Annotated in this window: 26 protein-coding genes; 18 read left to right on the top strand and 8 right to left on the bottom strand. The window is 45.5% G+C overall.

Annotation, left to right across the window (positions count from 1 at the left end; all coding sequences use genetic code 11):
• Window positions 1–3 precede the first annotated feature (3 nt).
• From GVN20_RS24190 to GVN20_RS24140, 11 genes are all read left to right on the top strand, one after another.
• Window positions 4–756, top strand: a complete 753-nt coding sequence (locus GVN20_RS24190) for a bifunctional 2-polyprenyl-6-hydroxyphenol methylase/3-demethylubiquinol 3-O-methyltransferase UbiG (RefSeq protein WP_166560818.1) — start codon at window positions 4–6, stop codon at window positions 754–756.
• A gap of 37 nt (window positions 757–793) precedes the next feature.
• On the top strand, window positions 794–1837 hold the full coding sequence (gene ilvC / locus GVN20_RS24185; RefSeq protein WP_166560817.1) for a ketol-acid reductoisomerase: 1044 nt from the start codon (window positions 794–796) through the stop codon (window positions 1835–1837).
• Between the two features lie 139 nt (window positions 1838–1976).
• Window positions 1977–3260, top strand: coding sequence for a threonine ammonia-lyase IlvA (gene ilvA, locus GVN20_RS24180; RefSeq protein ID WP_166560816.1), 1284 nt, complete (start codon window positions 1977–1979; stop codon window positions 3258–3260).
• The gene (locus tag GVN20_RS24175; protein ID WP_166560815.1) at window positions 3257–3475 is read left to right on the top strand and encodes a hypothetical protein; all 219 of its coding nucleotides are present in this window, start codon (window positions 3257–3259) and stop codon (window positions 3473–3475) included. Before ilvA ends, GVN20_RS24175 begins: the two co-directional genes overlap by 4 nt.
• A 105-nt stretch (window positions 3476–3580) precedes the next feature.
• A complete protein-coding gene (locus GVN20_RS24170; protein WP_166560814.1) occupies window positions 3581–4423 on the top strand; it encodes an AraC family transcriptional regulator in 843 nt (280 codons plus the stop codon).
• 167 nt (window positions 4424–4590) lie between these two features.
• On the top strand, window positions 4591–5988 hold the full coding sequence (gene leuC / locus GVN20_RS24165; protein ID WP_166560813.1) for a 3-isopropylmalate dehydratase large subunit: 1398 nt from the start codon (window positions 4591–4593) through the stop codon (window positions 5986–5988).
• Between the two features lie 14 nt (window positions 5989–6002).
• On the top strand, window positions 6003–6599 hold the full coding sequence (leuD, locus tag GVN20_RS24160; protein ID WP_166560812.1) for a 3-isopropylmalate dehydratase small subunit: 597 nt from the start codon (window positions 6003–6005) through the stop codon (window positions 6597–6599).
• A gap of 2 nt (window positions 6600–6601) precedes the next feature.
• Window positions 6602–8119, top strand: coding sequence for an alpha-isopropylmalate synthase regulatory domain-containing protein (locus tag GVN20_RS24155; protein ID WP_166560811.1), 1518 nt, complete (start codon window positions 6602–6604; stop codon window positions 8117–8119).
• 16 nt (window positions 8120–8135) lie between these two features.
• Complete coding sequence (gene leuB, locus GVN20_RS24150; RefSeq protein WP_114460897.1) at window positions 8136–9206, top strand: 3-isopropylmalate dehydrogenase; 1071 nt, start codon at window positions 8136–8138, stop codon at window positions 9204–9206.
• A gap of 101 nt (window positions 9207–9307) precedes the next feature.
• A complete protein-coding gene (locus GVN20_RS24145) occupies window positions 9308–9685 on the top strand; it encodes a VanZ family protein (protein WP_166560810.1) in 378 nt (125 codons plus the stop codon).
• Between the two features lie 15 nt (window positions 9686–9700).
• Window positions 9701–10198 carry a GNAT family N-acetyltransferase gene (locus GVN20_RS24140; protein WP_166560809.1) on the top strand — a complete coding sequence of 166 codons (498 nt, stop codon included), beginning with the start codon at window positions 9701–9703 and terminating at the stop codon, window positions 10196–10198.
• Window positions 10199–10209: 11 nt separating this feature from the next.
• Here GVN20_RS24140 and GVN20_RS24135 read toward each other — a convergent pair whose 3' ends face one another.
• The 4 genes from GVN20_RS24135 to GVN20_RS24120 all read right to left on the bottom strand — a co-directional run bounded on the left by GVN20_RS24135 (window position 10210) and on the right by GVN20_RS24120 (window position 11808).
• The gene (locus GVN20_RS24135) at window positions 10210–10623 is read right to left on the bottom strand and encodes a type II toxin-antitoxin system VapC family toxin (RefSeq protein ID WP_166560808.1); all 414 of its coding nucleotides are present in this window, start codon (window positions 10621–10623) and stop codon (window positions 10210–10212) included.
• Window positions 10623–10775: a hypothetical protein gene (locus GVN20_RS24130; RefSeq protein WP_166560807.1), complete on the bottom strand. Its 153-nt coding sequence runs from the start codon at window positions 10773–10775 to the stop codon at window positions 10623–10625. The genes GVN20_RS24135 and GVN20_RS24130 overlap by 1 nt, the downstream gene beginning before the upstream one ends.
• 74 nt (window positions 10776–10849) lie before the next feature.
• Window positions 10850–11620, bottom strand: coding sequence for a TIGR02757 family protein (locus GVN20_RS24125; protein ID WP_166560806.1), 771 nt, complete (start codon window positions 11618–11620; stop codon window positions 10850–10852).
• Window positions 11620–11808 carry a hypothetical protein gene (locus GVN20_RS24120; RefSeq protein ID WP_114068959.1) on the bottom strand — a complete coding sequence of 63 codons (189 nt, stop codon included), beginning with the start codon at window positions 11806–11808 and terminating at the stop codon, window positions 11620–11622. Before GVN20_RS24120 ends, GVN20_RS24125 begins: the two co-directional genes overlap by 1 nt.
• A 103-nt stretch (window positions 11809–11911) precedes the next feature.
• Between GVN20_RS24120 and GVN20_RS24115 the strand changes: the two genes are divergently transcribed.
• From GVN20_RS24115 to GVN20_RS24100, 4 genes are all read left to right on the top strand, one after another.
• Window positions 11912–12265: a hypothetical protein gene (locus GVN20_RS24115; protein WP_166560805.1), complete on the top strand. Its 354-nt coding sequence runs from the start codon at window positions 11912–11914 to the stop codon at window positions 12263–12265.
• Window positions 12252–16241 (top strand): AAA domain-containing protein, encoded by a 3990-nt coding sequence (locus GVN20_RS24110; protein ID WP_166560804.1) that lies wholly within the window; start codon window positions 12252–12254, stop codon window positions 16239–16241. Before GVN20_RS24115 ends, GVN20_RS24110 begins: the two co-directional genes overlap by 14 nt.
• Window positions 16242–16346: 105 nt before the next feature.
• Window positions 16347–17627, top strand: coding sequence for an LVIVD repeat-containing protein (locus GVN20_RS24105; protein WP_166560803.1), 1281 nt, complete (start codon window positions 16347–16349; stop codon window positions 17625–17627).
• 25 nt (window positions 17628–17652) lie between these two features.
• Entirely contained in the window at window positions 17653–18279 is a 627-nt protein-coding gene (locus GVN20_RS24100) for a hypothetical protein (RefSeq protein WP_166560802.1), read from the top strand.
• An 84-nt stretch (window positions 18280–18363) separates the two neighbouring features.
• Here the strand turns inward: GVN20_RS24100 and rnc are convergent, their stop codons facing one another.
• From rnc to nadD, 4 genes are all read right to left on the bottom strand, one after another.
• Window positions 18364–19062, bottom strand: a complete 699-nt coding sequence (gene rnc, locus GVN20_RS24095; RefSeq protein ID WP_166560872.1) for a ribonuclease III — start codon at window positions 19060–19062, stop codon at window positions 18364–18366.
• Between the two features lie 63 nt (window positions 19063–19125).
• On the bottom strand, window positions 19126–20373 hold the full coding sequence (fabF, locus tag GVN20_RS24090) for a beta-ketoacyl-ACP synthase II (protein ID WP_166560801.1): 1248 nt from the start codon (window positions 20371–20373) through the stop codon (window positions 19126–19128).
• A 31-nt stretch (window positions 20374–20404) separates the two neighbouring features.
• Window positions 20405–20641 carry an acyl carrier protein gene (locus GVN20_RS24085; RefSeq protein ID WP_013926487.1) on the bottom strand — a complete coding sequence of 79 codons (237 nt, stop codon included), beginning with the start codon at window positions 20639–20641 and terminating at the stop codon, window positions 20405–20407.
• 57 nt (window positions 20642–20698) lie between these two features.
• Window positions 20699–21271: a nicotinate (nicotinamide) nucleotide adenylyltransferase gene (gene nadD / locus GVN20_RS24080; RefSeq protein WP_166560800.1), complete on the bottom strand. Its 573-nt coding sequence runs from the start codon at window positions 21269–21271 to the stop codon at window positions 20699–20701.
• 134 nt (window positions 21272–21405) lie between these two features.
• On the opposite strand from nadD, the gene GVN20_RS24075 reads away from it, so the two are divergent.
• The 3 genes from GVN20_RS24075 (at window position 21406) to GVN20_RS24065 (ending at window position 23934) form a co-directional block, all read left to right on the top strand.
• The gene (locus GVN20_RS24075; RefSeq protein ID WP_166560799.1) at window positions 21406–22593 is read left to right on the top strand and encodes a M20 family metallopeptidase; all 1188 of its coding nucleotides are present in this window, start codon (window positions 21406–21408) and stop codon (window positions 22591–22593) included.
• 9 nt (window positions 22594–22602) lie between these two features.
• Complete coding sequence (locus GVN20_RS24070) at window positions 22603–23064, top strand: hypothetical protein (protein ID WP_166560798.1); 462 nt, start codon at window positions 22603–22605, stop codon at window positions 23062–23064.
• Between the two features lie 96 nt (window positions 23065–23160).
• Entirely contained in the window at window positions 23161–23934 is a 774-nt protein-coding gene (locus GVN20_RS24065) for a glucose 1-dehydrogenase (protein WP_114068970.1), read from the top strand.
• Window positions 23935–23937 lie beyond the last annotated feature (3 nt).

Here is a 23937-nt window from a genome sequence, read left to right as displayed (position 1 = left end):
GCTATGAATCAAGAATATTATAAGCAATATTACCATATCGAAAGAGAGCATTGGTGGTTTGTGGTTCGGAATCAGATTATCATCAATCATTTGAAACAGACTCTGCCAGCTCAACGTCCGCTGAAAATCTTGAATGTAGGAGTAGCAACCGGGCATTCGTCGGAGCTTCTGGGAGTGTTTGGAGGCGTAAAATCAGTGGAGTACGATCTAGAATGTTATGCTTTTACCAAAGCAAATGTACCGATTGATTTGATACAAGGTTCAATTCTCGAATTGCCCTTTGATGATGAGACTTACGATTTGGTTTGTGCTTTCGACGTAATCGAACATGTCGAAGAACATCAACTGGCGGTTGATGAAATGAAACGAGTGTGTAAGCCCAATGGCTTGGTATGTGTAACGGTGCCAGCATTTATGTTTTTGTGGAACCAGCACGACGACGTCAATCACCACGTGCGTCGGTACACAATGGCGGGGCTTGGAGAGTTATTTAAGAAAAGCGGAAAAATCGTATTCAGCAGTTATTTCAATTTTTGGCTTTTTTTTCCGATTGCTTTTTTCCGATTGCTGTCAAAATTACTGCCCTTGCATCAGCAAAAGATAGAGGATGCTGGGTCAGATTTTACGGTAATGAACGGCCCAGTTTTTCAAAAAATATTCGGACGTATTTTTAAAACGGAAGACTGGTTGATTCAAAAAAAAATAAAACTATTTGTGGGCGTGTCGGCCCTGCTTACGTGGCAAAAGACAAAATAAGATTCAATAACAATTAATAAATAAACAAAACAATTCAATGGCACAAATCAATTTCGGCGGGAGCGTAGAAGAAGTAGTAACCCGCGAAGAATTTCCTCTTGAAAAAGCACGTGAAGTATTGGCAAATGAAACAATCGCCGTTATTGGTTACGGTGTTCAGGGCCCGGGTCAGAGCTTAAATATGCGCGATAACGGTTTCAACGTAATCGTTGGACAACGTAAAGGAAAAACCTACGATAAAGCAGTTGCAGATGGCTGGGTGCCAGGTGAGACGCTTTTCGAAATCGAAGAAGCCCTCGAAAAAGGAACCATCATTTGTTTCTTGCTGTCGGATGCTGCTCAAATTGAATTGTGGCCAACCGTAAAGAAGGCACTTGTTCCGGGCAAGTCTCTGTACTTCTCACACGGTTTTGGTGTAACTTATAAAGAACAAACAGGTATCATTCCACCCGCTGATGTTGACGTATTTTTGGTAGCGCCCAAAGGCTCAGGAACGTCACTTCGTCGTTTGTTTGTAGAAGGAAAAGGACTTAACTCTTCTTTTGCCGTATATCAAGATGCTTCTGGCAATGCCCGCACAAAATGTATCGCCATGGGTATCGGTGTAGGTTCAGGTTATTTGTTTGAAACTGATTTCTACCGTGAAGTTACGTCTGACCTTACTGGTGAGCGTGGAACGTTGATGGGTGCTATTCAAGGGATTTTTGCCGCTCAATACGAAGTATTGCGCGAAAACGGTCACTCGCCATCAGAAGCATTCAACGAAACCGTAGAAGAATTGACGCAATCATTGATGCCGCTTGTAGCCGAAAACGGTATGGATTGGATGTATGCAAACTGCTCAACTACTGCCCAACGCGGCGCCCTTGACTGGTGGAAACCTTTCAAAGAAGCTACTAAGCCTGTCTTCCAGAAACTGTACGATTCAGTAAAATCAGGCGAGCAGGCAAACATTTCTATCACGCGTAACTCGCAGCCTGACTACCGCGAAAAACTCGAAGTAGAATTGGCCGAGCTTCGTGATTCAGAAATGTGGCGTGCAGGGGCGGCCGTTCGCAGCTTGCGTCCAGAGCGTAACTAATACTTTATAACCTCGGCTAGTGCTGGGTGTCCCCACTCAAACTCTTTCCGAGGTTATTATCTTCAATTGAAAATATAGAAAATCCCCCGAGTTGTGTAAATTCGGGGGATTTTTGCAATTACTCTAATCATGATTTCTTATGAGTATCGCCTCCGAAAAACACAAACATAAAGTCGCCGATTTGCCGACATTTGATAATATTTTGCAGGCTGCCGAGCGAATTCGAAAAGTGGTAAAGCACACCGATTTGGAGCTAAATCTCAATTTTTCGGAGCGATACGAAGCCAACATCTACTTCAAACGGGAAGATTTGCAGGTGGTGCGCTCTTACAAGATTCGGGGGGCGTACAACAAAATGGCGAGCTTGTCAGCAGAGGCCCTTGAAAAAGGAGTGGTGTGTGCTTCGGCAGGCAACCATGCTCAGGGCGTAGCTTATGCCTGTAATAAAATGCAAGTTCGCGGCCGAATTTTTATGCCCAGTACCACGCCTGCTCAAAAAGTAAAGCAGGTCAAACTTTTCGGTAAAGACCAAATTGAAGTAGTACTGCACGGCGATACCTACGACGATGCCTACCACGCCGCTAAGCACTTTTGCGAAAGTAATGAGGCGACATTTATTCACCCCTTTGACGACGTGCAGGTGATGGAAGGGCAGGGGACCGTCGGGCTGGAAATCTTCCGGGATGCCGATTTTAAAATTGATTATCTGCTGTTTGCCATTGGCGGCGGTGGATTGGCGTCGGGCGTAACAACGGTATTTAAACAATTGAGTCCCGCCACAAAACTCATTGGTGTAGAGCCACTTGGCTCTCCTACAATGTACACTGCCATCAAAGAGAATCATGTAGTAACGCTCGAAAATATTGATAAGTTTGTAGACGGAGCCGCCGTAAAACGCGCGGGTGAGCATACGTTTGAAGTGTGTCGCAAGAATCTGGATTCTATTTTGTTGGTTCCCGAAGGAAAAGTATGCTCTACGATTTTACAATTGTACAACGAAGAGGCCATCGTAGTAGAACCAGCGGGTGCGCTTACGGTAGCGGCACTCGACCAAATCAAGGATGAAATCAAGGGCAAAGATGTGGTATTGCTAATTGGTGGTGGCAATAATGACATTACACGCACCGAAGAAATAAAAGAACGCAGTCTGCTGTACGAAGGGCTTAAACATTACTTCATCATCCGTTTTCCGCAACGTTCGGGAGCCTTCAAAGAGTTTTTGAACCATGTGCTCGGTCCCAACGATGACATTGCGCACTTTGAATATTCCAAAAAAACAGCTCGTGAACGCGGTCCCGCCTTAGTAGGTATCGAACTGCGGCACAAAGAAGATTTTGAACCGCTCTTGGCCCGAATGCAGGAGCACAATATGCAATTTGAATACATCAATAATAAGCCCGATCTATTTGAGTTTTTGATATGAACTTTGATTTTAGAAAATACCACGTCAGGGCCATTAATGCCCAAAGTGAAGCCGAAAAAGCAGCGATCAACCAAGAGTTGAAAGACTTGTACGACGCACTTTCGGAGGAAGAAAAAAAAGTGTTCAATGAAGAATTGCAGAAATTTCTAATGTCGCAATACAAGACGATTGGCGACGATTATCAGGCCCTAAAAAAAGGCGGGGCGTTTGATTAATAATCGAATAGTTGCCGAAGTAGGAGGTCGGATGTAGGAAAAAAAATCTTATTTCTTCCTTCCTACCTCTTATTCACTCCTTCTTAATTAATAGTTCATTCCCCCATGCTTCGTGTTCCTTCTTCCATCAGCGCCCAACAGTTTCAGTCCCTGAAAATTCAGGATATGACTTTTGTGGCCTACCGGAGTGATGTGTATCCAGAGCGAAACGAGATTTTTTTTGAAGAACATGCCGTAGTGGTAGTGCTTGAAGGAGAGAAAAAATTTATTTCTCCCAATCAAGATTTGCATGTTCGAAAGGGAGACATTTTGTTTTTTCAGCGGGGCTGTTATTCGATGAATGAGTCTATCGGGAGCGATTACCGAAGTCTGGTTTTTTTCTTTCATGAAAAGCTCCTCAAAGAGTTCGTGAATCAAAATCAGACCCTATTTGCTCAGGCAGAGGCTGACCATACGCAGCCTATCTTGGTTCTTCAGTCATCGCCTACTTTTGAGAAGTTTATTGATTCACTTTTGCCTTATTTTCATTCCCAAACACCCTACTTAAACCAGTTTTTGCGGCTCAAATTTCAGGAGTTACTACTGCATTTGATTGAAATTGATATTTCTGGACAACTCAAATCCATTTTGTTCAACATCTATAAAGGGCAAAAGACCGAGCTGGAATATTTGTTGAATAATTACTACTTAAAGCCCCTGACAATAAGTGAATTGGCGCATTTGTCGGGGCGTAGCCTGTCGGCTTTCAAGCGTGATTTTGAAGAACAGTTTCACACCTCTCCCGCCAATTGGATCAAACAAAAACGCTTGGAACAAGCGGCCTTTCTTCTCAAAAATGCCAACAAAAACGTTTCGGAAGTAAGCATGGAAATTGGCTACGAGAGCGTTTCCCATTTTATTAAGGCTTACAAAGAAAAATACGGATTTACGCCAAAAAAAACCGATTGAGCCAAAATCGCTATTGTTTGGGCGTAGGGCGTTATGCCGTATTGTAGAGTTTCCTGCAATTTTGTATTGTAAAATAACTACTTCATGGAGTTTATGCTCTGTGCTCCATTGTTTCTCTGTGGTTAGTCGTAAATGTGATTCTAAAAACGTATTAAAACTAAGGTAATATGTCAAAAACAACCCTCTTCGACAAAGTGTGGGATGCCCACGTTGTCCGCAAGATTGAAGACGGACCCGATGTGTTCTTCATCGACCGTCACTTTATTCACGAAGTCACTAGCCCTGTGGCCTTTTTGGGACTGGAAAGTCGCGGTATAGGTGTGCTGTTTCCTGAGCGTACCTTTGCCACTGCCGACCACAACACGCCTACCATCAACCAACATTTGCCGGTACAAGACCCGCTTTCGGCCAATCAGTTGAAAGCCCTCGAAACCAATACTGCAAAGTACGGTATTTCGCACTGGGGTTTGGGCCATGCTAAAAACGGAATCGTACACGTAGTTGGGCCTGAAAATGGTATCACCCTTCCAGGTATGACCATCGTTTGCGGTGACTCACACACCTCTACGCACGGTGCTTTCGGAGCCATTGCCTTCGGGATTGGTACCTCAGAAGTGGAAATGGTGCTGGCATCACAGTGTATCATGCAGCCTAAACCCAAGAAAATGCGCATTACCATCAATGGTAAGTTGGGCAAAGGCGTATTGCCAAAAGATGCGGTGCTGTACATTATTTCACAGATTTCGGCCAGTGGTGCTACGGGTTATTTTGTAGAATATGCTGGTGAAGTGTTTGAAAATATGAGCATGGAAGGCCGTATGACGGTTTGTAACATGTCGATCGAAATGGGTGCGCGCGGCGGTATGATCGCTCCCGACGAGACTACATTTGCCTACCTAAAAGGCCGCGAGCAAGCGCCTAAAGGCGAAGCATGGGACAAAGCACTGGCCTACTGGAAAACCCTCAAAACGGATGAAGGCGCGACGTTCGACTTGGAATATACCTACGACGCGGCTGACATCGAACCCCAAATCACCTACGGAACCAATCCAGGCTTAGGAACGGGTATTTCTCAACACATCCCTAAAGCCGAGCAAGTATTGGACGGTGGCGCGTCTTATGCTAAATCGCTGGCATACATGGGTTTTGCTGAAGATGATAGTATGATTGGCAAGCCGATTGACTACGTGTTTTTGGGAAGTTGTACCAACGGTCGTATTGAAGACTTCAGGGCGTTTGCGTCTATTGTAAAAGGCCGTAAGAAAGCCGATAATGTAACGGCTTGGCTGGTACCGGGCTCTCACATCGTAGAAGCTCAAATCCAAGAAGAAGGTATTTTGGACATTTTGACCGAAGCAGGTTTCTCATTGCGTCAGCCAGGATGTTCGGCTTGTTTGGCGATGAACGATGACAAGATTCCAGCGGGTAAATACGCCGTTAGTACTTCAAACCGCAACTTTGAAGGGCGCCAGGGTCCGGGAGCACGCACGTTGCTGGCCAGTCCTTATGTAGCTGCCGCCGCCGCCGTCACCGGCAAAGTAACTGACCCACGGGAGTTTTTATAAACAATAAAATAATCATGGCATACGATCAATTCACCATATTAAAATCTTCGGCGGTACCTCTTCCCTTGGAGAACGTGGATACCGACCAAATCATCCCCGCTCGCTTTTTGAAAGCCACCAAGCGGGAAGGCTTCGGCGATAATCTTTTTCGCGATTGGCGCTATAATCCTGACAATTCACCCAAAGCCGATTTTGTACTGAACAACCCAATTTACTCCGGCAAAATCCTTGTTGGCGGTCGTAACTTCGGAAGCGGTTCGAGTCGCGAGCACGCCGCGTGGGCCATCTACGATTACGGTTTCCGTTGCGTCATTTCGAGTTTCTTTGCCGATATTTTCAAGAACAACTCCATCAACGTTGGAATTTTGCCCGTAACGGTAAGCCCAGAGTTTTTGGATAAAATCTTTTTGGCGATTGAAAAAGACCCAAAAACCGAATTGGAAGTAAGCTTGCCCGACCAAACGGTGACTATTCTAGCCACTGGCGAAAAGGAGTCTTTCGATATCAACGGTTACAAAAAACACAATTTGTTAAACGGGTTCGATGATATTGACTATCTGCGGGCCATGAAAGAAGAAATCGGCGCTTTTGAGGCCGCGCTTCTTTTCTAATTATGAGATACATCGAAATAATGGATACGACACTCCGCGACGGTGAACAAACCAGCGGAGTGTCTTTTTCGGCTTCTGAAAAGCTGGCGTTGGCCCAACTGCTTCTCACGGATGTCAAAGTCGACCGCATCGAAATTGCTTCGGCGCGGGTGTCAGAAGGAGAATTTCGGGCGGTAAAGAAAATCACCGATTGGGCGAAGGAAAACGGTTTTTTGGATAAGGTGGAAGTACTGACGTTTGTAGACGGCGAAGCGTCTATCAACTGGATGCTTGAATCGGGTGCTACGGTCATGAACCTGTTGACCAAAGGATCGCTGAATCACTTGGTGCATCAACTCAAAAAAACACCCGAAGCGCATTTTGAAGACATTCAAAAAGTGATTGCGTTGGCACATTCGAAAGGGATTTCTGCCAATGTGTACCTCGAAGATTGGAGCAATGGAATGCGTAATTCTCCCGAATATGTATTCCAATTCCTTGATTTTCTGACTACTCAGCCCATTCGTCGCGTGCTGTTGCCCGATACGCTGGGGGTGCTTACGCCAGCTGAATCTTATTCGTTTGTAAAATCAATTGTGGAGCGTTATCCTAATCAACACTTTGATTTTCATGCCCATAACGATTATGATTTAAGCATTGCCAACGTTATGGAAGCAGTGCGGGCGGGAGCCCACGGATTGCATTTGACGGTCAATGGCATGGGAGAACGGGCGGGAAATGCGCCGTTGGCAAGTGCGATTGCCGTCTTGAAGGATTTCATGCCAGAAGTAACCACGGGAGTAGTGGAGGAGTCGTTGTATTCCATTAGCAAAATCGTTGAAACCTTCTCTGGGCTTCGTATTCCAGCCAACAAACCGATTGTGGGAGATAATGTTTTTACCCAAACAGCTGGTATTCATGCCGATGGCGACAAGAAAAACAACCTGTATTTCAATGAGCTGATGCCAGAGCGTTTTGGGCGCAAGCGTTCGTATGCATTGGGCAAAACGTCGGGGAAAGCCAATATCGAAAATAACCTTCGGGAATTGGGCATCAAACTCGCCGATGAAGACCTCAAAAAAGTAACGCAACGAATCATTGAACTCGGTGATAGAAAGGAAGTGGTGACGCAAGACGACCTTCCGTACATTATCTCTGACGTGTTGGATACCAACGCCATCGAGTACAAAATTGAAGTGCTCAATTATGTGTTGACCCACTCCAAAGACCTAAAACCATCGGCAACGCTCAAGGTGAAAATCGAAGATGAGGTGTTTGAAGAAAATGCGCAGGGTGATGGTCAGTACGATGCGTTTATGAATGCGCTGAAGAAAATTTATGAGGTCAAAGGAAAAACGCTCCCGCTGTTGACTGATTACGCCGTTCGTATCCCAACGGGAGGGCGCACCGACGCACTTTGTGAAACCATCATCACGTGGAATTGGAACAATAAAGAGTTTAAAACCAGAGGCTTGGACTCTGACCAAACGGTATCGGCCATCAAAGCCACTCAGAAGATGCTGAACTTGATTTCTATATAGTTGTACAAAAATACAAATGAAAAAACACATCCTAATCGTTCCCGGTGATGGTATCGGGCAAGAAGTTACCACCGTTGGAAAACAGGTCTTAGACCGCATCGCCGAAAAATTCGGCCATGAATTTACCTACGACGAAGCCCTCATCGGCCACGTAGCCATCGAAGCCACTGGCGACCCGCTTCCCGAAGAAACCCTCGTTAAAATGCGCGCTTCCGATGCCATTTTGTTTGGTGCCGTAGGCCACCCCAAATACGACAACGACCCTTCGGCTAAAGTACGTCCAGAGCAGGGTTTGTTGAGAATGCGCAAAGAGCTTGGCTTGTACGCCAATCTGCGTCCTATCAAATTGTTTGATGAGTTGTTGGAAGCATCTAGTATCAAACCTGAAATCCTGAAAGGCTGTGATATTCTCTTTTTCCGTGAGTTGACTGGCGACGTATATTTCGGAAAGCGTGAACGCCTTGACGACGGAAATACCGCCTACGATACCATGATTTACAGCAAATACGAAGTGGAGCGCATTGCCCGCAAGGCGTTTGAAGCCGCTCGTACGCGCAGCAAAAAACTCATGTCGGTCGATAAAGCCAACGTGCTGGAATCAAGTCGTTTGTGGCGTGAAGTTATTCAGAAATTGGCTCCCGAATATCCAGACGTAGAGGTAGAACACCAATTCATTGATGCGGCGGCGATGTTGCTCATCAAAGACCCACGCCGTTTTGACGTGGTTGTAACGGGTAACTTATTTGGCGATATTCTCACCGACGAAGCCAGTCAAATTGCGGGTTCTATGGGAATGTTGGCTTCTGCTTCGGTAGGCGACAGCACTGGCGTATACGAGCCTATCCACGGTTCAGCGCACGACATCACGGGCAAAGGCGTTGCCAATCCGTTGGCATCTGTTCTTTCGGCAGCATTATTGTTGGATATTTCGTTTGGTTTGAAAGCAGAATCTGAGGCCATCATCGCCGCCGTAGATGCCGTGTTGAAAGCCGGTTTCCGCACGCGCGACATCGCCAACAGCGAAACTCCCGCCGACAAAATCTTAGGCACCGACGCCATGGGCGCAGAGTTGTTGAAGAATTTGTAAAAAATGACCATAATGTAGGAGTGAGAATGTAAATCTTGGGCTCCATTTTTTGGGATTCCTTGCGTTTTTTGCCGTTTTTGCGGCACAGAATCACTTTTAAAATGAATCATTGGTTAAAAAATATCTTTTCAAAGCCCCATCTTGCCATCGTTTGGACGTTGGTGATTTTGGGGCTTTGCTCACTTCCGAGCAAACAAATGCCCAAAGATTTAGGCTGGGATAAACTACATCATTTCGGCTCTTTTGGAATCTTGGGCGCACTTTGGTATTGGGCCAAGCCTCAGCCCATTTGGGTAATTGTCGGAGGAATTATTTACGGCTTTTTTATTGAAGTATGGCAGCATGTACTGCCCATTGGCCGTACGTTTGACCTTTACGACGCTCTTGCCGATGCCCTTGGAGTAATCGTGGCCATTCCGATTGCAGAATGGGTTAAAAAGACATTTTTTTTAGCTGGTGATTCGCGTCGCTCACTCTGAAACTTATCTACAATAATGCCTTTTTTAGAAACTCAACGTCTTTATCTTCGCCTTTTTGGAGAAAGTGATGCCCATGATTTGTTCCGCATTGAGAGCAACCCCGAAGTGATGGCATTCATCCGAAAGCCCGTTACAGAACTTTCTCAAAGTTTGGGAAGAATCCGACAAGAAGCCATTTACGCCGCCGCCAATGAGGGACTGGGGCTTTTTGCGTGTTTTGAAAAAGCGACCGATACGTATATTGGGCTCGTTAAAATCAAACACATTGAAGATACCGATGATATTGAAGCAGGCTACGCTTTTTTGCCCGAAGCATGGGGCAAAGGCTACGCCACTGAAATCACAAAGAAAGTCATTGATTACTTGCAACAAAACTTTAAAGGCAGAAAAATCGTGGCTTTTGTGCAGGATGAAAATACCTCTTCCAAACACGTTTTGGAGAAAGTAGGAATGAAAAAAGTGGATGCCGGATATGAAGGCCGAGCAGATGCGGTGGTGTTTGAGTTAGGGTAACTTTTCTCTTGTTAATTAACCACTTGGAGCCCTTCATATTCTGGGAAATAGCGGTCGGTTGAAAGGATAGGGAGGTTTTCGATAAGTGCCTGTGAGATAATCAATAAGTCGAATGGGTCGGCGTGTAATTTGGAGGGACTCACATACACTTTGGGAACTTCGGGAATATTCAAATAATGAAGTACTTTAGGTTTTAACAAGCGAATGTTTAATCGCTGTCTGTCTTTCTCAATCGTAGAAATTTTAATGTGAGAAAAATCAGATTTTTCCAACCTGACTTTGATTGCAATTTCGTACAAACTTGATTCAGAAAGCCAAAATATACTTTCAGAATTTGATATTACCTCTTTCTGAGCTTGGCTAAGTCTGTCAAAATTTTCTTCTATAAGAATAATGAAGACATTTGTGTCCAGCAAATAATTCATTAACAATCAGGTAGTTCGTGAGGCTCTAAAATTTTTGAAAGCCCTTTGTATTTCCCCTTTGGAATGACTTTTTTCACCAACTCCATCAAACTTTTCTTAGGAGGTTTGGGGTTCTGTTTTTTAAACTTATCGGGATTTGCAGGCGTTTTCATCGGTGCATTGTTATTATTATACAAATAACGCATTAAAGATTGAAAACGTTTGGCGATTTTGCAAGTCAGTTCGTCTACATTTCCCCCTCCACACCTAGTCCAAACAAGGCAAAATCATACTTTACGGGGTCATTAGGGTCCAATTGCTTTAAGTTTTCGGTGAGTTCTAGGGCGGTAAGCCAATCGGTAGTGGGGCGCTGAATGAGGCCGAGTTTGCGGGCTACGCGGTCTACGTGTACGTCGCAGGGGCAGATAAGTTGGGAGGGTTTGATGGTAGTCCAAAGGCCAAAATCTACGCCTTTATCATCTTGGCGGACCATCCAGCGCAAAAACATATTCAGGCGTTTGCACGACGACTTACGGATGGGCGTGGCAATGTGTTTGCGGGTGCGCTCGGGGAAATCTTCTAAACTAAAAAATAGCTCATGGAATGCCGCCAAACCCTTTTCTACGTGCGAAGCATCGGGTGTTAAGGTCTGTGAAAAGGCACTTTCCAACGAATCATGCCGTTGATAATATTCCTTAAAAAAATGAAGAAAGTACAGCGTATCCGTCGCGTTGAAGGTGCGGTGTTTGAATTGAAGAAAGCGCTTTAAATCGGAATCTTGATGGTTTTTGATGAACTCATAGGGCGCACCGTCCATCAACTGAATCAGCTCATTGCACTTGTTGATGATGGTTTTGCGCTGCCCCCAAGCCAATACCGCTGCCCAAAACCCCATAATTTCAATGTCTTGTCGACGAGAAAATAGGTGTGGAATGCTAATGGGGTCGTTGGGGATAAAATCAGGACGGTTGTATTGAGCTACTTTTTGTTCCAATAACTCAGCAACATAATCTGTCATTAGGCGCGTTTACCTCCGTTTAAGAGCCAAACCAATCCCTGCGAAATACCCGAAAATAACCGCACTATCCCCGTAAATACCAAGGCAAAGAGCGAGATAATCGGATAAAAAATCGTAAATGCCACGCTCCAAAGGCGGTAGCCGAGGGTGGTTTTAAGTTGTTCGCGTTCTTGGCGGCGTGAAAGCATACTAAAAAAAAGTTGATACTGATTTAACGACAAAGTTCGGGCTTTGGTTCGGGAAATAAAAATGCTATTTTAGGTTTTCAATTCTTGATAACCAACTACTTCCATGTTTGAGCATCATTCCCAAAAAGTGTTACCCCGGCCGAAGTTTCAGCGCCGCGTATTGAAGTATTCTTTGGTGGCACTTGGGATGATTGGTGTTTCGTGGATCATCGGGGCGGCGGGCTATCATTATTTGACTCATCCGCACCTAAGCTGGGTTGATTCTTTCTACAATGCTGCCATGATTTTGGGAGGTATGGGGCCAGTAGATCCGCTTAAATGCGATACCGCCAAAATTTTTGCTTCGTTTTATGCGTTATTTAGTGGCATTACTTTTTTATCAGCTACTTCAGTCTTATTTGCTCCTTTCATCCACCGCTTTTTCCACATTTTACACGTAGATAATGCTGACCGCTGACGTTCTTAAAGTATACCTTCGTCGACTTACCAATCTCAGTACGCGCAACCGTTCGCTGTTATTAAATACGCTCCCTACCGAACAGTTTTTGGATTGGAAGGAACTGGATTTCGTAGATGGCCGCGCAGCATTTGAGGTACTCAAAGACGTCATTTCTCAGAAAAAGACGATAAAACTCTGTCAACGTTTGGACAGTCGTTCTGAAAAAGTCAACGAAATCAGCAAGCGACTGACAAAACTGGCCCGCACCGAACGGTTTATTGAGGAAGAGCGTGGTTCGGAGGATTTGTACGTGGCGTATCCCTTTGTGCGGGGCAAACTCATGGATGGTACGGTGATTCACGCACCGTTGGCATTTTTTCCAGTTACGTTGCAACAACAACTTTCTGAAAGCGCAGAAGGTGCTGCCTGGAGACTCCATCGCCGAGGAGAGCCAGCCGCGCTCAATCGTAGTTTTTTGTTGGCTTATGGGCACTTCAATCAAATTAAAATCTCGGAGGAATTACTCGAAAAAAGCCTTGACGAACTGAGCAAAGACCCGTTGGTGTTTCGGACCGAATTGTACGAATTGCTTAAAAACAGCGCATTGGAAATCAACTTTAACCAAGACCTTTTTCAAGACAATCTTCAATATTTTGACGGACAATCCAAACCCGACCTTGAGTTGCTCGAACGAAATGGCGAACTTAAACTGTATCCAGAAGCTGTTTTAGGCATTTTTCCCCAAACGGGCAGTTATTTAGGCCCTGACTATGAGGCATTGATTAGCGAAGAGGCAGGTGTGTCGGCAGAAAACGAGCCTTTTTTCTTTCCCATTATCACTCCCACCACTAATTCTATCAGAGAGGAGTATACGTTTACGGCTTTCGTGCAGGATGGTACGCAAGAGGCGGCGCTTCAGCGAATCAAGCAGGGCGAGTCATTGGTGGTGCAGGGGCCGCCCGGTACTGGAAAATCGCAATTGATTTCTAACCTGATGGCCGATTTTGCCGCGCGCGGTAAGCGGGTGTTGTTGGTATGCCAAAAACGGGTAGCCCTTGATGTAGTGCATCAGCGGTTGGCGCAAGTGGGCATGTCGCCTTTTCTGGCGTTGGTGCATGATTTCAAAAATGACCGTGCGGCGTTGTATGGGCAGCTAACCGCCCAAATTGAGAATGTTGAAGCGTACCAACAGCAAAATTATAGCTTGGACTCGATTGTGCTCGAACGGCGGTTTTTACAGACAAGTCGGAGCATTGAGCAGGTGGGCAAGGAGTTGGGAGAATTCAAAACAGCGCTTTTCAATTCCTTGGATTGTGGAATTTCACCCAAAGAATTATACTTGACAAGCGACCCAACGGCGCCGCAGGTTGCGATGCTGCATTTTAAATCGTTTCAGTTTGATGATAAATTAGAGGTGTTTTTGCAAAAAATGCGTCGATATGCGTCGTATAGGGAGGCCTTAAATGAGACTCATCCTTGGCATAACCGCGTAGATTTTTCTCAAATATCATTTCAGGAAATCTCCAAAATCGATGCGACCATTGATGAGGTGATTAGTTGGAACGAAAACCTGCAAACGCAAACCCAAGGGTGTTTGGGAGAAGCAATAACCATCGACAAAGCCCTGCACCTCGCGAGCCAGAAAAACGCACTTCTGCAATGCGCTCAGTGGTTGGAAGAAGAAAATGTTTGGCCGCTATTGAAAAAATGGGAATCTGGCTTTTTTACGAAAGAAACAAAAAAATGGATTAAAAACGCCGCGGAAGAAATTTTCAGATTGTCCACTGAAAAGCAACTTGGAGCTGAAATAGCGTCTAGTGGATTAACTTCCTTTGCTCTCCGTTTACAAAATATCATTACGGCCCGGGGCTCATTGCTAAAATGGGCTTTTTACGGCGATAAAGCCTATTTCCGGTCACTTGCCGCGTCTTACGGCCTGAGTTTGGATCTGGAAGATTTATACAAACTTAATGATTATTTGACTAACCGAGTTAGTGGGGAACAACTTCTAAAGGAGGTAGGAGAGAAGCTGGAAGTGTCGATTTTAACCGAACAGTTTGAGCGTTCGCAAGCCAATTATAAGGCATTTATGATTTCCTATGGCACTGCACAGGAGGTGTTCCAACAGCTTGGGAAAAACTTCGAATTTTTAAGGAAATCAGTAAACGAAGCAAGGTCATTTCAGGAGTTAACAAAGAAAATTGAGGCGCTGGTTGCACTTTGTGAGCAAACCGCTCAGAAGTACCAAGTGTGGCAAAAATACCTGACCAAAGAACAGATAAATCGTTTGTTCGTAAGTTCTACTTTCCAAAACGAACTCAAACAAACCCTTCACCGTGATTTTGATTTATTGACGGAAGCAGACGTCCTGAAAAGTAATTTTTCGCCCATCGAAGCAGAAGTTTGTCAAGCTCTGGAAACGCAGCAAGCAACGCAAAACGAAGACTTCATAAGGCTGTTCCAGAATTCACTGCGCTTGGCTTGGTTGGCACATTTGGAAGAACTTTATCCAGTTTTGCGCGCGGTTTCTTCCTTAAAAATGGGTCAATTAGAGCAAGAGTTGCAGGAGGGTATTCTTCAAAAACAATCGTTGAGTCGGGAGATTTTGTTGATGCAACTGCGTGAACAAACGGGCAAAAATGTGGAGTTTAATCGGTTACAAAACCGCGTTACCTACCGTGAACTGCATCATCAGGTGACTAAAAAACGAAAGATTTGGCCCGTGCGCAAACTCATGGAACAACACGCCGAAGAGGTATTTCGGTTGGTTCCCTGTTGGTTGGCTTCTCCTGAGACGGTGTCGGCGGTGTTTCCACTGACCAAAGGCCTGTTTGATTTAGTAATTTTTGACGAGGCTTCGCAATGCTATGCCGAATACGGTATTCCGTCTATCTACCGCTCCAAACAAACAGTGGTCGTGGGAGACAGTAAGCAGCTGACTCCTTATGACTTATACCGAGTCAGATACGAAGGTGAGAATGACGAAGAACGGGCAGCATTGGAAGTGGAATCACTGCTCGATTTGTCGAAACAGTTCCTGCCCGAAACAATGCTACAAGGGCACTACCGGAGTCGTTCGTTGGATTTGATTGATTTTTCTAACCAGCATTTTTATAAAAATAGACTGCAGCTATTGCCTCATTTTGAGGATATTAACCAATCAGAGCCCGCTATCCAGTTTATTAAGGTTGGAGGAATTTGGGAAAACAATCGGAACCTTGCGGAAGCAGAAAAAGTGGTAGAATTATTGAATGATTTCCAGCGCACTTACCCAAATCACTCCATCGGGGTTGTTACGTTCAATCTTCCGCAACAACAATTGATTGAGAATCTTCTTCTCAGGCCCCGAGATGAAAATAGCGCAGAGACCCACTTTTTAGGGCTTGCTGCTCATTCTCTTTTTGTCAAAAATATCGAAAATGTACAGGGAGACGAGCGTGATATCATCATCTTTTCGGTAGGATATGCGCCCGATGCTCGGGGTAAATTACGGGCACAATTTGGCAGTTTAAATGCGCTTGGCGGTGAAAATCGCCTCAATGTGGCCATTACCCGCGCCCGTGAAAAAGTCTTTGTCGTCACCAGTATTTTGCCCGACGAATTGAGAGTGGAAGAGAGCCTGCACGAAGGGCCAAGATTGCTCAAAGCCTATCTACAATACGCCTTGGATGTGTCGGAAGGGCGGTACTCGCCCCAGCCTTTTGTGTCAGAGAATTACCGTTCAGAATGGTTGTTGAAAGAGCAGTTGATGAAAAGTGAAAAATGGCAAACAAAAGCGGAATCTGCGCCTTCGACGCTGCATTTAACCCTTCCTTTTGCCGACCTGACTGTCAAAAAAGATGGTCGATATGAAGGCCTCATTCTGACGGACGATGAACTGTATCAGCAAGCGGTTTCGGCCAAAGAATCTCATGCGTATCTGCCTTTACAGTTGCGCGCTAAAGGCTGGAGTTTTGAGCGGAGATGGAGCCGGGAGTGGTGGAGAAAACGCTAGGTGTAGGGACAGATTTAAAACTTTAGATCTATTTACATTCCGTTCCAACGTTTTATTCGGCGCTTGCGTCTTAGAGGAAATAAACTCAAACCTCTGACGCTTGCCATGAAGAAAACACTTTTACTCTCTCTTTTTTCGGTTGTTTTTCTCCAATGGTCGTGTACTGACCAATGCACCGAAACCCGCAGGTACAAACGTTTTACGCCCGTAACGGTCTCCTTGGCGGAGATGCGCCAAAGCGTACGTACCGAAACGGCCCGTGATTTAATCAGTCCTGGTAAGATTTATACCAAAGGGAATTACCTGCTGATTAATGAACTCAAGGAAGGATTGCACGTGGTGGATAATTCAAATCCTTCGGCACCCAAAATGGTTTCTTTCATTAAGATTCCTGGCAATGGCGACATGGCCATTCGCGGCAATATTTTGTACGCCGATAGTTATGCTGACTTGGTAGCCTTTGATATTTCTAATCCGTTGGATGTCAGAGAAGTAGGTCGTGAGAAAGAGGTGTTTTTAAATGGCCAGTTTGACGGGGCGTGGTGGTCTTTGAATAAAAGTACGGGCGCCATCAATGACCAACGGGTTGACATTGTGACTGAAAGTGTGAAAGTCAATTGTGAAGATGGAAACAACGGTATTTGGGGTGGTAGGGCGGTTTTTGACATGGCATTCCAAAATTCTGCTTCAAGCGGCAGTAGTGCCAATCCTGCTGCTCAAGGGCAGGCTGGCTCAATGGCGCGGTTTGCATTGTATGACAAGTATTTATACACCGTTGGGCAAAATGACATGCAGTTGTTTGACATCAGTGTACCCCAAAAACCAGCTTTTAGTTCCAAAATTAATTTGGGGTGGGGAATCGAAACCATTTTTCCGTACCGCGATAAATTGTTTATCGGCTCCACCACGGGAATGTTTATTTATGACAATAAAAATCCCGAAAAACCCGAACAACTTTCCGTATTTCAACACGCTATGTCGTGCGACCCCGTGGCCGTAACCGACAATCGGGCGTACGTTACGCTGCGTTCGGGCACCCAGTGCAACCGTGGCCTGAACCAACTGGATGTGGTTGATATCACGGATTTACGTGCTCCGCGTTTGCTCAAATCATACCCGATGCAAAATCCGCACGGGTTGGGCGTTGATTATCCCAATGTGTACGTTTGCGAAGGTATTCACGGGCTTAAAACGTTAAACGTGGCCAATGATTTTGACGTAAAACAACTCCAGCACCTGACTGGCATGGACGCTTATGACGTGATTCCGCTCTCCAACAAAACCCTATTGATGATTGGCAAAGATGGCCTGTATCAGTTTGATATTTCCAATCCGTCGAACCTGCGCCAATTGAGTAAGATTCCCGTAAAACGCGTAGCGATTTAATAGCCTCATCCTAACCCGTTTTGTCATGTTGAAAGCATCTAACTGTTATCGTAACAATAGGGTAGGTGGGCTTTTGCTCATCCTATGGGTAAGCGCCTCTTTATGCCGCTTACAGGCCCAAAATTCCCCTTTTAAACCCCACTACGTCAATATGACAGAAGTTGGAGGATTGTTTGGACGTGTGGTGTATGATGTCCGGTGGAGTGCTCCGTTGGTGCAGGAAGTGCAAAACCGATTGAGCCTCACCATTCAAACCTTCAACGGGGTACAGCTCAAACCGCGTTTGGCGGTTGGGGCTACGGTGGGGGTGGATTGGTACAAAACGGCTTTGCTCACGCCCATTGCGGCTGGAGTGCGCTACGATTTGGTCAGCACACCCAAAAACGTCCATCTTTTTGGCACGCTAGATGCGGGCTATGGCTTCAACTGGCTTCAGGTAGATGGCACAGGCTATGACACCAAAGGCGGTATGATGCTCAATCCAGGTTTGGGACTCAAATTCGCCTTTAAATCAGGAAGTGCCATGCTGTTGTCGCTTACCTACAAACGGCAGGAAGCCAAAGTAACCAAACCATTGGGCTGGCAAGAAGTGGAAAAATGGGAAGACCGAACCTATAACCGAATGGCGTTACGGCTGGGATTTATGTTTTGAGCGAGTTAAAAAAGGTAAAAGTGTATATAAAACTGTGCGGAAAAACTTCTTCGCTTAGTACACTTTTGCCTTTACATTTAATTTCTACTTCAATTCCAACTGCTCACACGCTTTCTCTGCGGCTGATTGCTCCGCTTTTTTCTTGGAATAGCCGCTGCCTTGGGCAAAAACATCACCGTTCAGTATTACTTGCGAGATAAATTCGCGGAAGTGACGGCTGCCTTTTTCTTCCACGATCATAAAACGAACTTCTTTGCCTTCGCGCTGCGCCCATTCGATGAGGCGGCTTTTGAAGTTGGCGTTGTTGTTGATAAGCGCGTCGAGGTCGTAATGCGTGAGGAGTTCTTTGGTAATAAACTTTCGGGTAAAACGGAAGCCTTTGTCCAGATAGACGGCTCCCACGAGGGCTTCGAGGGCGTCGCCGTACATGGAAGAGTTGGGAGGCATGCCTTTGCGATTGCCGTCAAATTCAATCAAACGGTCGAGGCCAATTTTACGGGCAATGCCGTTGAGGGTTTCACGGTTTACAATGCGTGAGCGGATTTCGGTTAAAAAACCTTCGTCTTTGTACGGAAATTTTTTGAAGAGGTATTCGGCAATAACCATGCCCAATACCGAGTCGCCCAGAAATTCCAAACGTTCGTTGGATTCTCTAAAACCCTTGATATTTGTCTCCTTAGATGCTGAAGTATGGCGAAAAGCAAGCTGATAAACCTCCATATTCGAAGGTTTTTCGCCGATGATAAGTTCTACGGCCTTTCTGAATTTCTTTTCGGGGGACATGTTCCCCGGCTTAAAGAAATCAATGATGGGATTTAATACCGTAGCCAAAAGCAGCTAAAAGGTTTACATTTTACGGAAAATAACACAGGTGTTGTGCCCACCAAAGCCAAAAGTGTTACTTAAGGCAATATTGACGGTGCGCGACTGGGGCTTGTTGAACGTCAGATTTAACCGAGGATTGAACTCTGGATCGTCGGTAAAGTGATTGATCGTTGGCGGAATCAGTTGATGTTGAATCGCCAGAATGGAGGCTACCGCTTCTACCGCTCCTGCACCGCCCAAAAGGTGTCCAATCATGGACTTTGTCGAACTGATGTTTAGTTTATAAGCATGCTCACCAAACAGTCTTTCAATCGCTTTTATTTCCTGTGGATCCCCAATCGGAGTGGAGGTTCCGTGGGTATTGATATAATCAATGTCTTCGGGCGAGATTTCGGCATCTTCAAGCGCATTTTTCATGCACATATAAGCACCGATTCCGTCTGGATGAGGGGCCGTAATGTGATAAGCATCAGATGACATCCCCCCGCCGATTACCTCGGCGTAGATTCTGGCACCGCGTGCGAGCGCATGTTCGTATTCTTCCAATATCAAGCCCGCACCACCTTCTCCAAGTACAAATCCATCACGGTCTTTGTCGTAAGGACGCGAAGCCGTCAAGTAATCGTCGTTGCGTTCAGAGAGTGCTTTCAGCGAGTTAAATCCTCCAACACCCGCTTGTGTAACGGCCGCTTCTGACCCACCCGTTAAGCAAAAATCAATTTTGCCCAATCGGATGTAATTGAATGCGTCAATCATTGCGTTGTTGGAAGAAGCACAGGCCGACACCGTTACGTAGGTAGGCCCACGAAAGCCCATACGCATCGAAAGAATTCCCGAGGCACTGTCGGCAATCATTTTAGGGATAAAGAAGGGGTTGAAACGAGGAGTTCCGTCGCCGCTACCGAACGAAAGGACCTCTTCTTCAAATGTTTTTAAACCACCAATACCTGAACCCCAAATGATGCCCGCACGGTCGAGATTTACTTTCTCCAGGTTGAGCCCGCTATCTCTAACGGCCTCTTCCCCTACCACCACAGCAAATTGTGTAAAAAGATCCATTTTACGCGCTTCCTGACGCGGAATAAATTGAGCCATATCCAAACCTTTTACTTCGCAAGCGAAGCGAGTCTTGAATTTGGTTGCATCAAATCGGGTAATCGGCCCAGCTCCGCTGGTGCCGCTAAATAACCCTTCTTTGTATTCCGACAGTGTGTTTCCGATGGGCGTCAAAGCACCCATTCCCGTCACTACCACTCGTTTTAGAATCATAAAATGGATCTATAAATTACAACAAATATGCTTACTTGACGTTTTCTTCGAGGTATTTGATGGCTTGACCTACCGTACCGATGTGTTCAGCCTGGTCATCAGGAATTGAAACGTTGAATTCTTTTTCAAATTCCATGATCAATTCTACCGTATCGAGTGAATCAGCGCCGAGGTCATTGGTGAAGCTAGCTTCTTCGGTCACTTCTGACTCATCTACGCCTAGTTTATCAACGATAATTTTCTTTACTTTTTCTGCAATCTCTGACATTTTTGTGAGAAGTTTGGTTCAAAATCGCTGCAAAGTAATGTATTTCAAAGGAGATTGTCAAATATAAAATTTCTTCCTTTTTATCATCTCTTCTACAACGTCGGGTACCATGTAGCGAATTGAACGATTATTTCTTAGACAATCACGGATATAAGTGGCCGATATATCCAAAAGCGGCGCGGGGATGAATTTAATGGCGGGGTGGTCGGCAAATTCATGGGCAGCCACATTGGGACGCGGGTACACGTATAATCCGTAATATTGTAGAATCGCTTCGTAATTTTTCCAGTTTTTAAATTGCCCCAAATTATCCTCTCCAATGATGAGTTTGAACGTGTGCTGTGGGAATTTTTCCTGCAATTTCGTCAGAGTATCAATGGTATAGCTAGGTTTTGGCATCGAAAACTCTACATCATTTACTTTCAGTTTACTGTTGTCGGCGATGGCTTTTTCAACCATGTCGTAGCGGTCAAATTCATGCAGTAGACTTTTGTTCTTTTTGAACGGATTTTGGGGCGAAACAATAAACCATACCTGTTCAAGGTCAGTGGCGGTAGCCATGGTATTAGCAATGATGAGGTGGCCTATATGAATAGGGTTAAATGAGCCGAAGAATAGTCCTATTTTCATTATTTAACGTAAAAAGAAGGAATCAAAGAAATAACGCAGACGATAGATTTTTATTAGGTGAAAATCAGTAATCACTGCGCCATCCCCGTTCTATTTCATATTTTTGTTCCGTCAAAAATACTTAATAAACGACAATGTTAGAAAAAATCAAAGCCTTGTCCAAAAGCTACGCGGCAGATGCGGTGGCTAATCGGCGGCATTTACATACCCATCCTGAGTTGTCTTTTCAGGAGTTTAATACCGCTCAATTTGTAGCCAACCGATTGAAAGAAATTGGCTTAACGCCGCAGGAAGGTGTGGCCAACACGGGTGTTGTGGCGCTCATTGAAGGTCGAAATCCCGAGAGTAGGGTAGTGGCTTTGCGGGCTGATATGGATGCTTTACCCATTGTGGAAGCCAATGATGTACCTTATAAATCTCAAATCCCTGGGGTAATGCATGCCTGTGGGCACGATGTGCATACCTCCTCATTGCTGGGTACGGCACGTATTTTGCACGAGTTAAGGGGTGATTTTGAAGGGTCGGTTAAACTTATTTTTCAGCCAGGCGAAGAAAAAATCCCAGGCGGGGCGTCCTTGATGATTAAGGAGGGAGTTCTGCAAAATCCTTCGCCCGCGAGTATTTTGGGGCAACACGTTGCGCCTAATATTCCCGTCGGAAAAATCGGTTTTAGAGAAGGGATGTACATGGCAAGTACCGATGAGCTTTACTTAACCGTAAAGGGAAAAGGAGGTCACGGAGCTATGCCCGATATGCTGATTGACCCCATTTTGATTGCGTCGCACATTATTGTGGGTTTGCAGCAAATCATTAGCCGCAACCGTAAGCCAGCGGCTCCGTCGGTATTGTCGTTTGGAAAAGTCATTGCCAACGGTGCCACCAACGTGATTCCCAACGAAGTATACATCGAAGGAACGTTCCGCTGTATGGATGAAGAATGGCGCGAAGAAGGCTGGAAACGCATCACCAAAATGGCACAAGGAATTGCCGAAGCCATGGGCGGAAGCTGCGAAGTAGAAGTCAGAAAAGGGTATCCTTTTTTGAAAAATCATCCCGAATTAACGCGTCGTTCCAAAGCGGCGGCAATTGATTATATGGGTGCCGAGAATGTCATTGATTTGGACTTGTGGCTAGCAGGCGAAGATTTTGCGTTTTACTCGCAGGTGACCGATGCTTGTTTTTATCGCCTCGGAACACGCAACGAAGCTCGTGGAATTGTATCGGGAGTGCATACCCCTACGTTTGACATCGACGAAGCAGCCCTCGAAATCGGCCCCGGTTTGATGGCGTGGCTGGCGTTGGAAGAGTTGAAAATAAGTTAAGGGTACATCATGAAAAAAGGAATGCTTGCCCTGCTTTTTATAGGTCTTGGGAATCTGTACGCCCAAACGCAATCCACCAAGCCCCCTACGCCGTTTGCGGTTTCAACGCATCCGTTTACGTTTGGCGGACGGCAAATGATTGTTGGACAGGCCATTGGAGGTTTGGAGAAAGAATATCGCCTACTGGATGATGGGGGTATTTTTCGGCGGATGAATACTTCGAAAGAATTTGAAGTGTTGGGGCAGCAAAATCCGAAGAATATTGAAATGGCGTTCAAGTCATTGCAGGATGTAAAATTTGATACCATGAACTTTCAGCATCCCGGCCGAACGTCTTATTTTATCATTTATAAAAAAGGGAAGAAAGAGCATAAGGTGGTGTGGGGAGATTCCAAATATCCTGCACCCCAAGGTGCGGTACGTGTGTACAAAGCTTTTATGGGCATGATACCCAAAGAAATGCAACTCTGACGAATCACTTATTAACACTAAAATGTATTGTCATCACTGGCTGATATTTTAAAAATAGTTCTCATTTAAAAACACCCTGTTTAATTTAACTTACGTATGCGTTTACTCAATAAAGTTGCCCTTGTTACGGGCGGAAGCAGCGGCATCGGTCGCGAAACAGCACTTTTATTTGCCCAAGAAGGAGCCGCCGTGGTAGTGGCCGATGTTAATGATACCGCCGGACAAGAAACGGCTCAATTGATTTTGGACCAAGGTGGCAAAGCTGCCTATGTACGGTGCGATGTTTCAAAAGCTTCAGATTGCGAAAACATGGTCGCCTTTGCTGAGCAAACCTTTGGCAAATTGAACATTGTGTTCAACAACGCGGGCATCATGCACAGCGATGACGATAATGCCGTGACGACCGAAGAATCAGTGTGGGATTTGACGATGAACATCAACGTGAAAGGGGTCTTTTTTGGTTGTAAATATGCCATTCCTGCCCTCAAACGTGCGGGTGGCGGAAGTATCATCAACACGGCATCTTTTGTGGCTTTGTTGGGAGCGGCTACTCCGCAGATTGCCTACACGGCGAGCAAAGGAGCAGTGTTGTCAATGAGCCGTGAGTTGGCGGTGATTCACGCCCGCGAAGGTATTCGGGTCAATGCGCTTTGCCCTGGCCCGCTTCGTACTGAGTTGTTGATGAAATTTTTGAATACCGAAGAAAAGAAACAACGCCGCTTGGTGCACGTTCCGATGGGTCGTTTTGGCGAAGCCAAAGAAATGGCCTATGCCGCGCTTTTCCTCGCCTCGGACGAATCATCTTACATCACAGGCACCGACTTTTTGGTGGATGGCGGTATTACGGCGGCCTACGTAACGCCTGAGTAGTTT

The organism is Runella sp. CRIBMP (assembly GCF_009905605.1).
GTDB lineage: Bacteria > Bacteroidota > Bacteroidia > Cytophagales > Spirosomataceae > Runella.
This window is presented reverse-complemented; position numbering and strand designations above follow the sequence as displayed.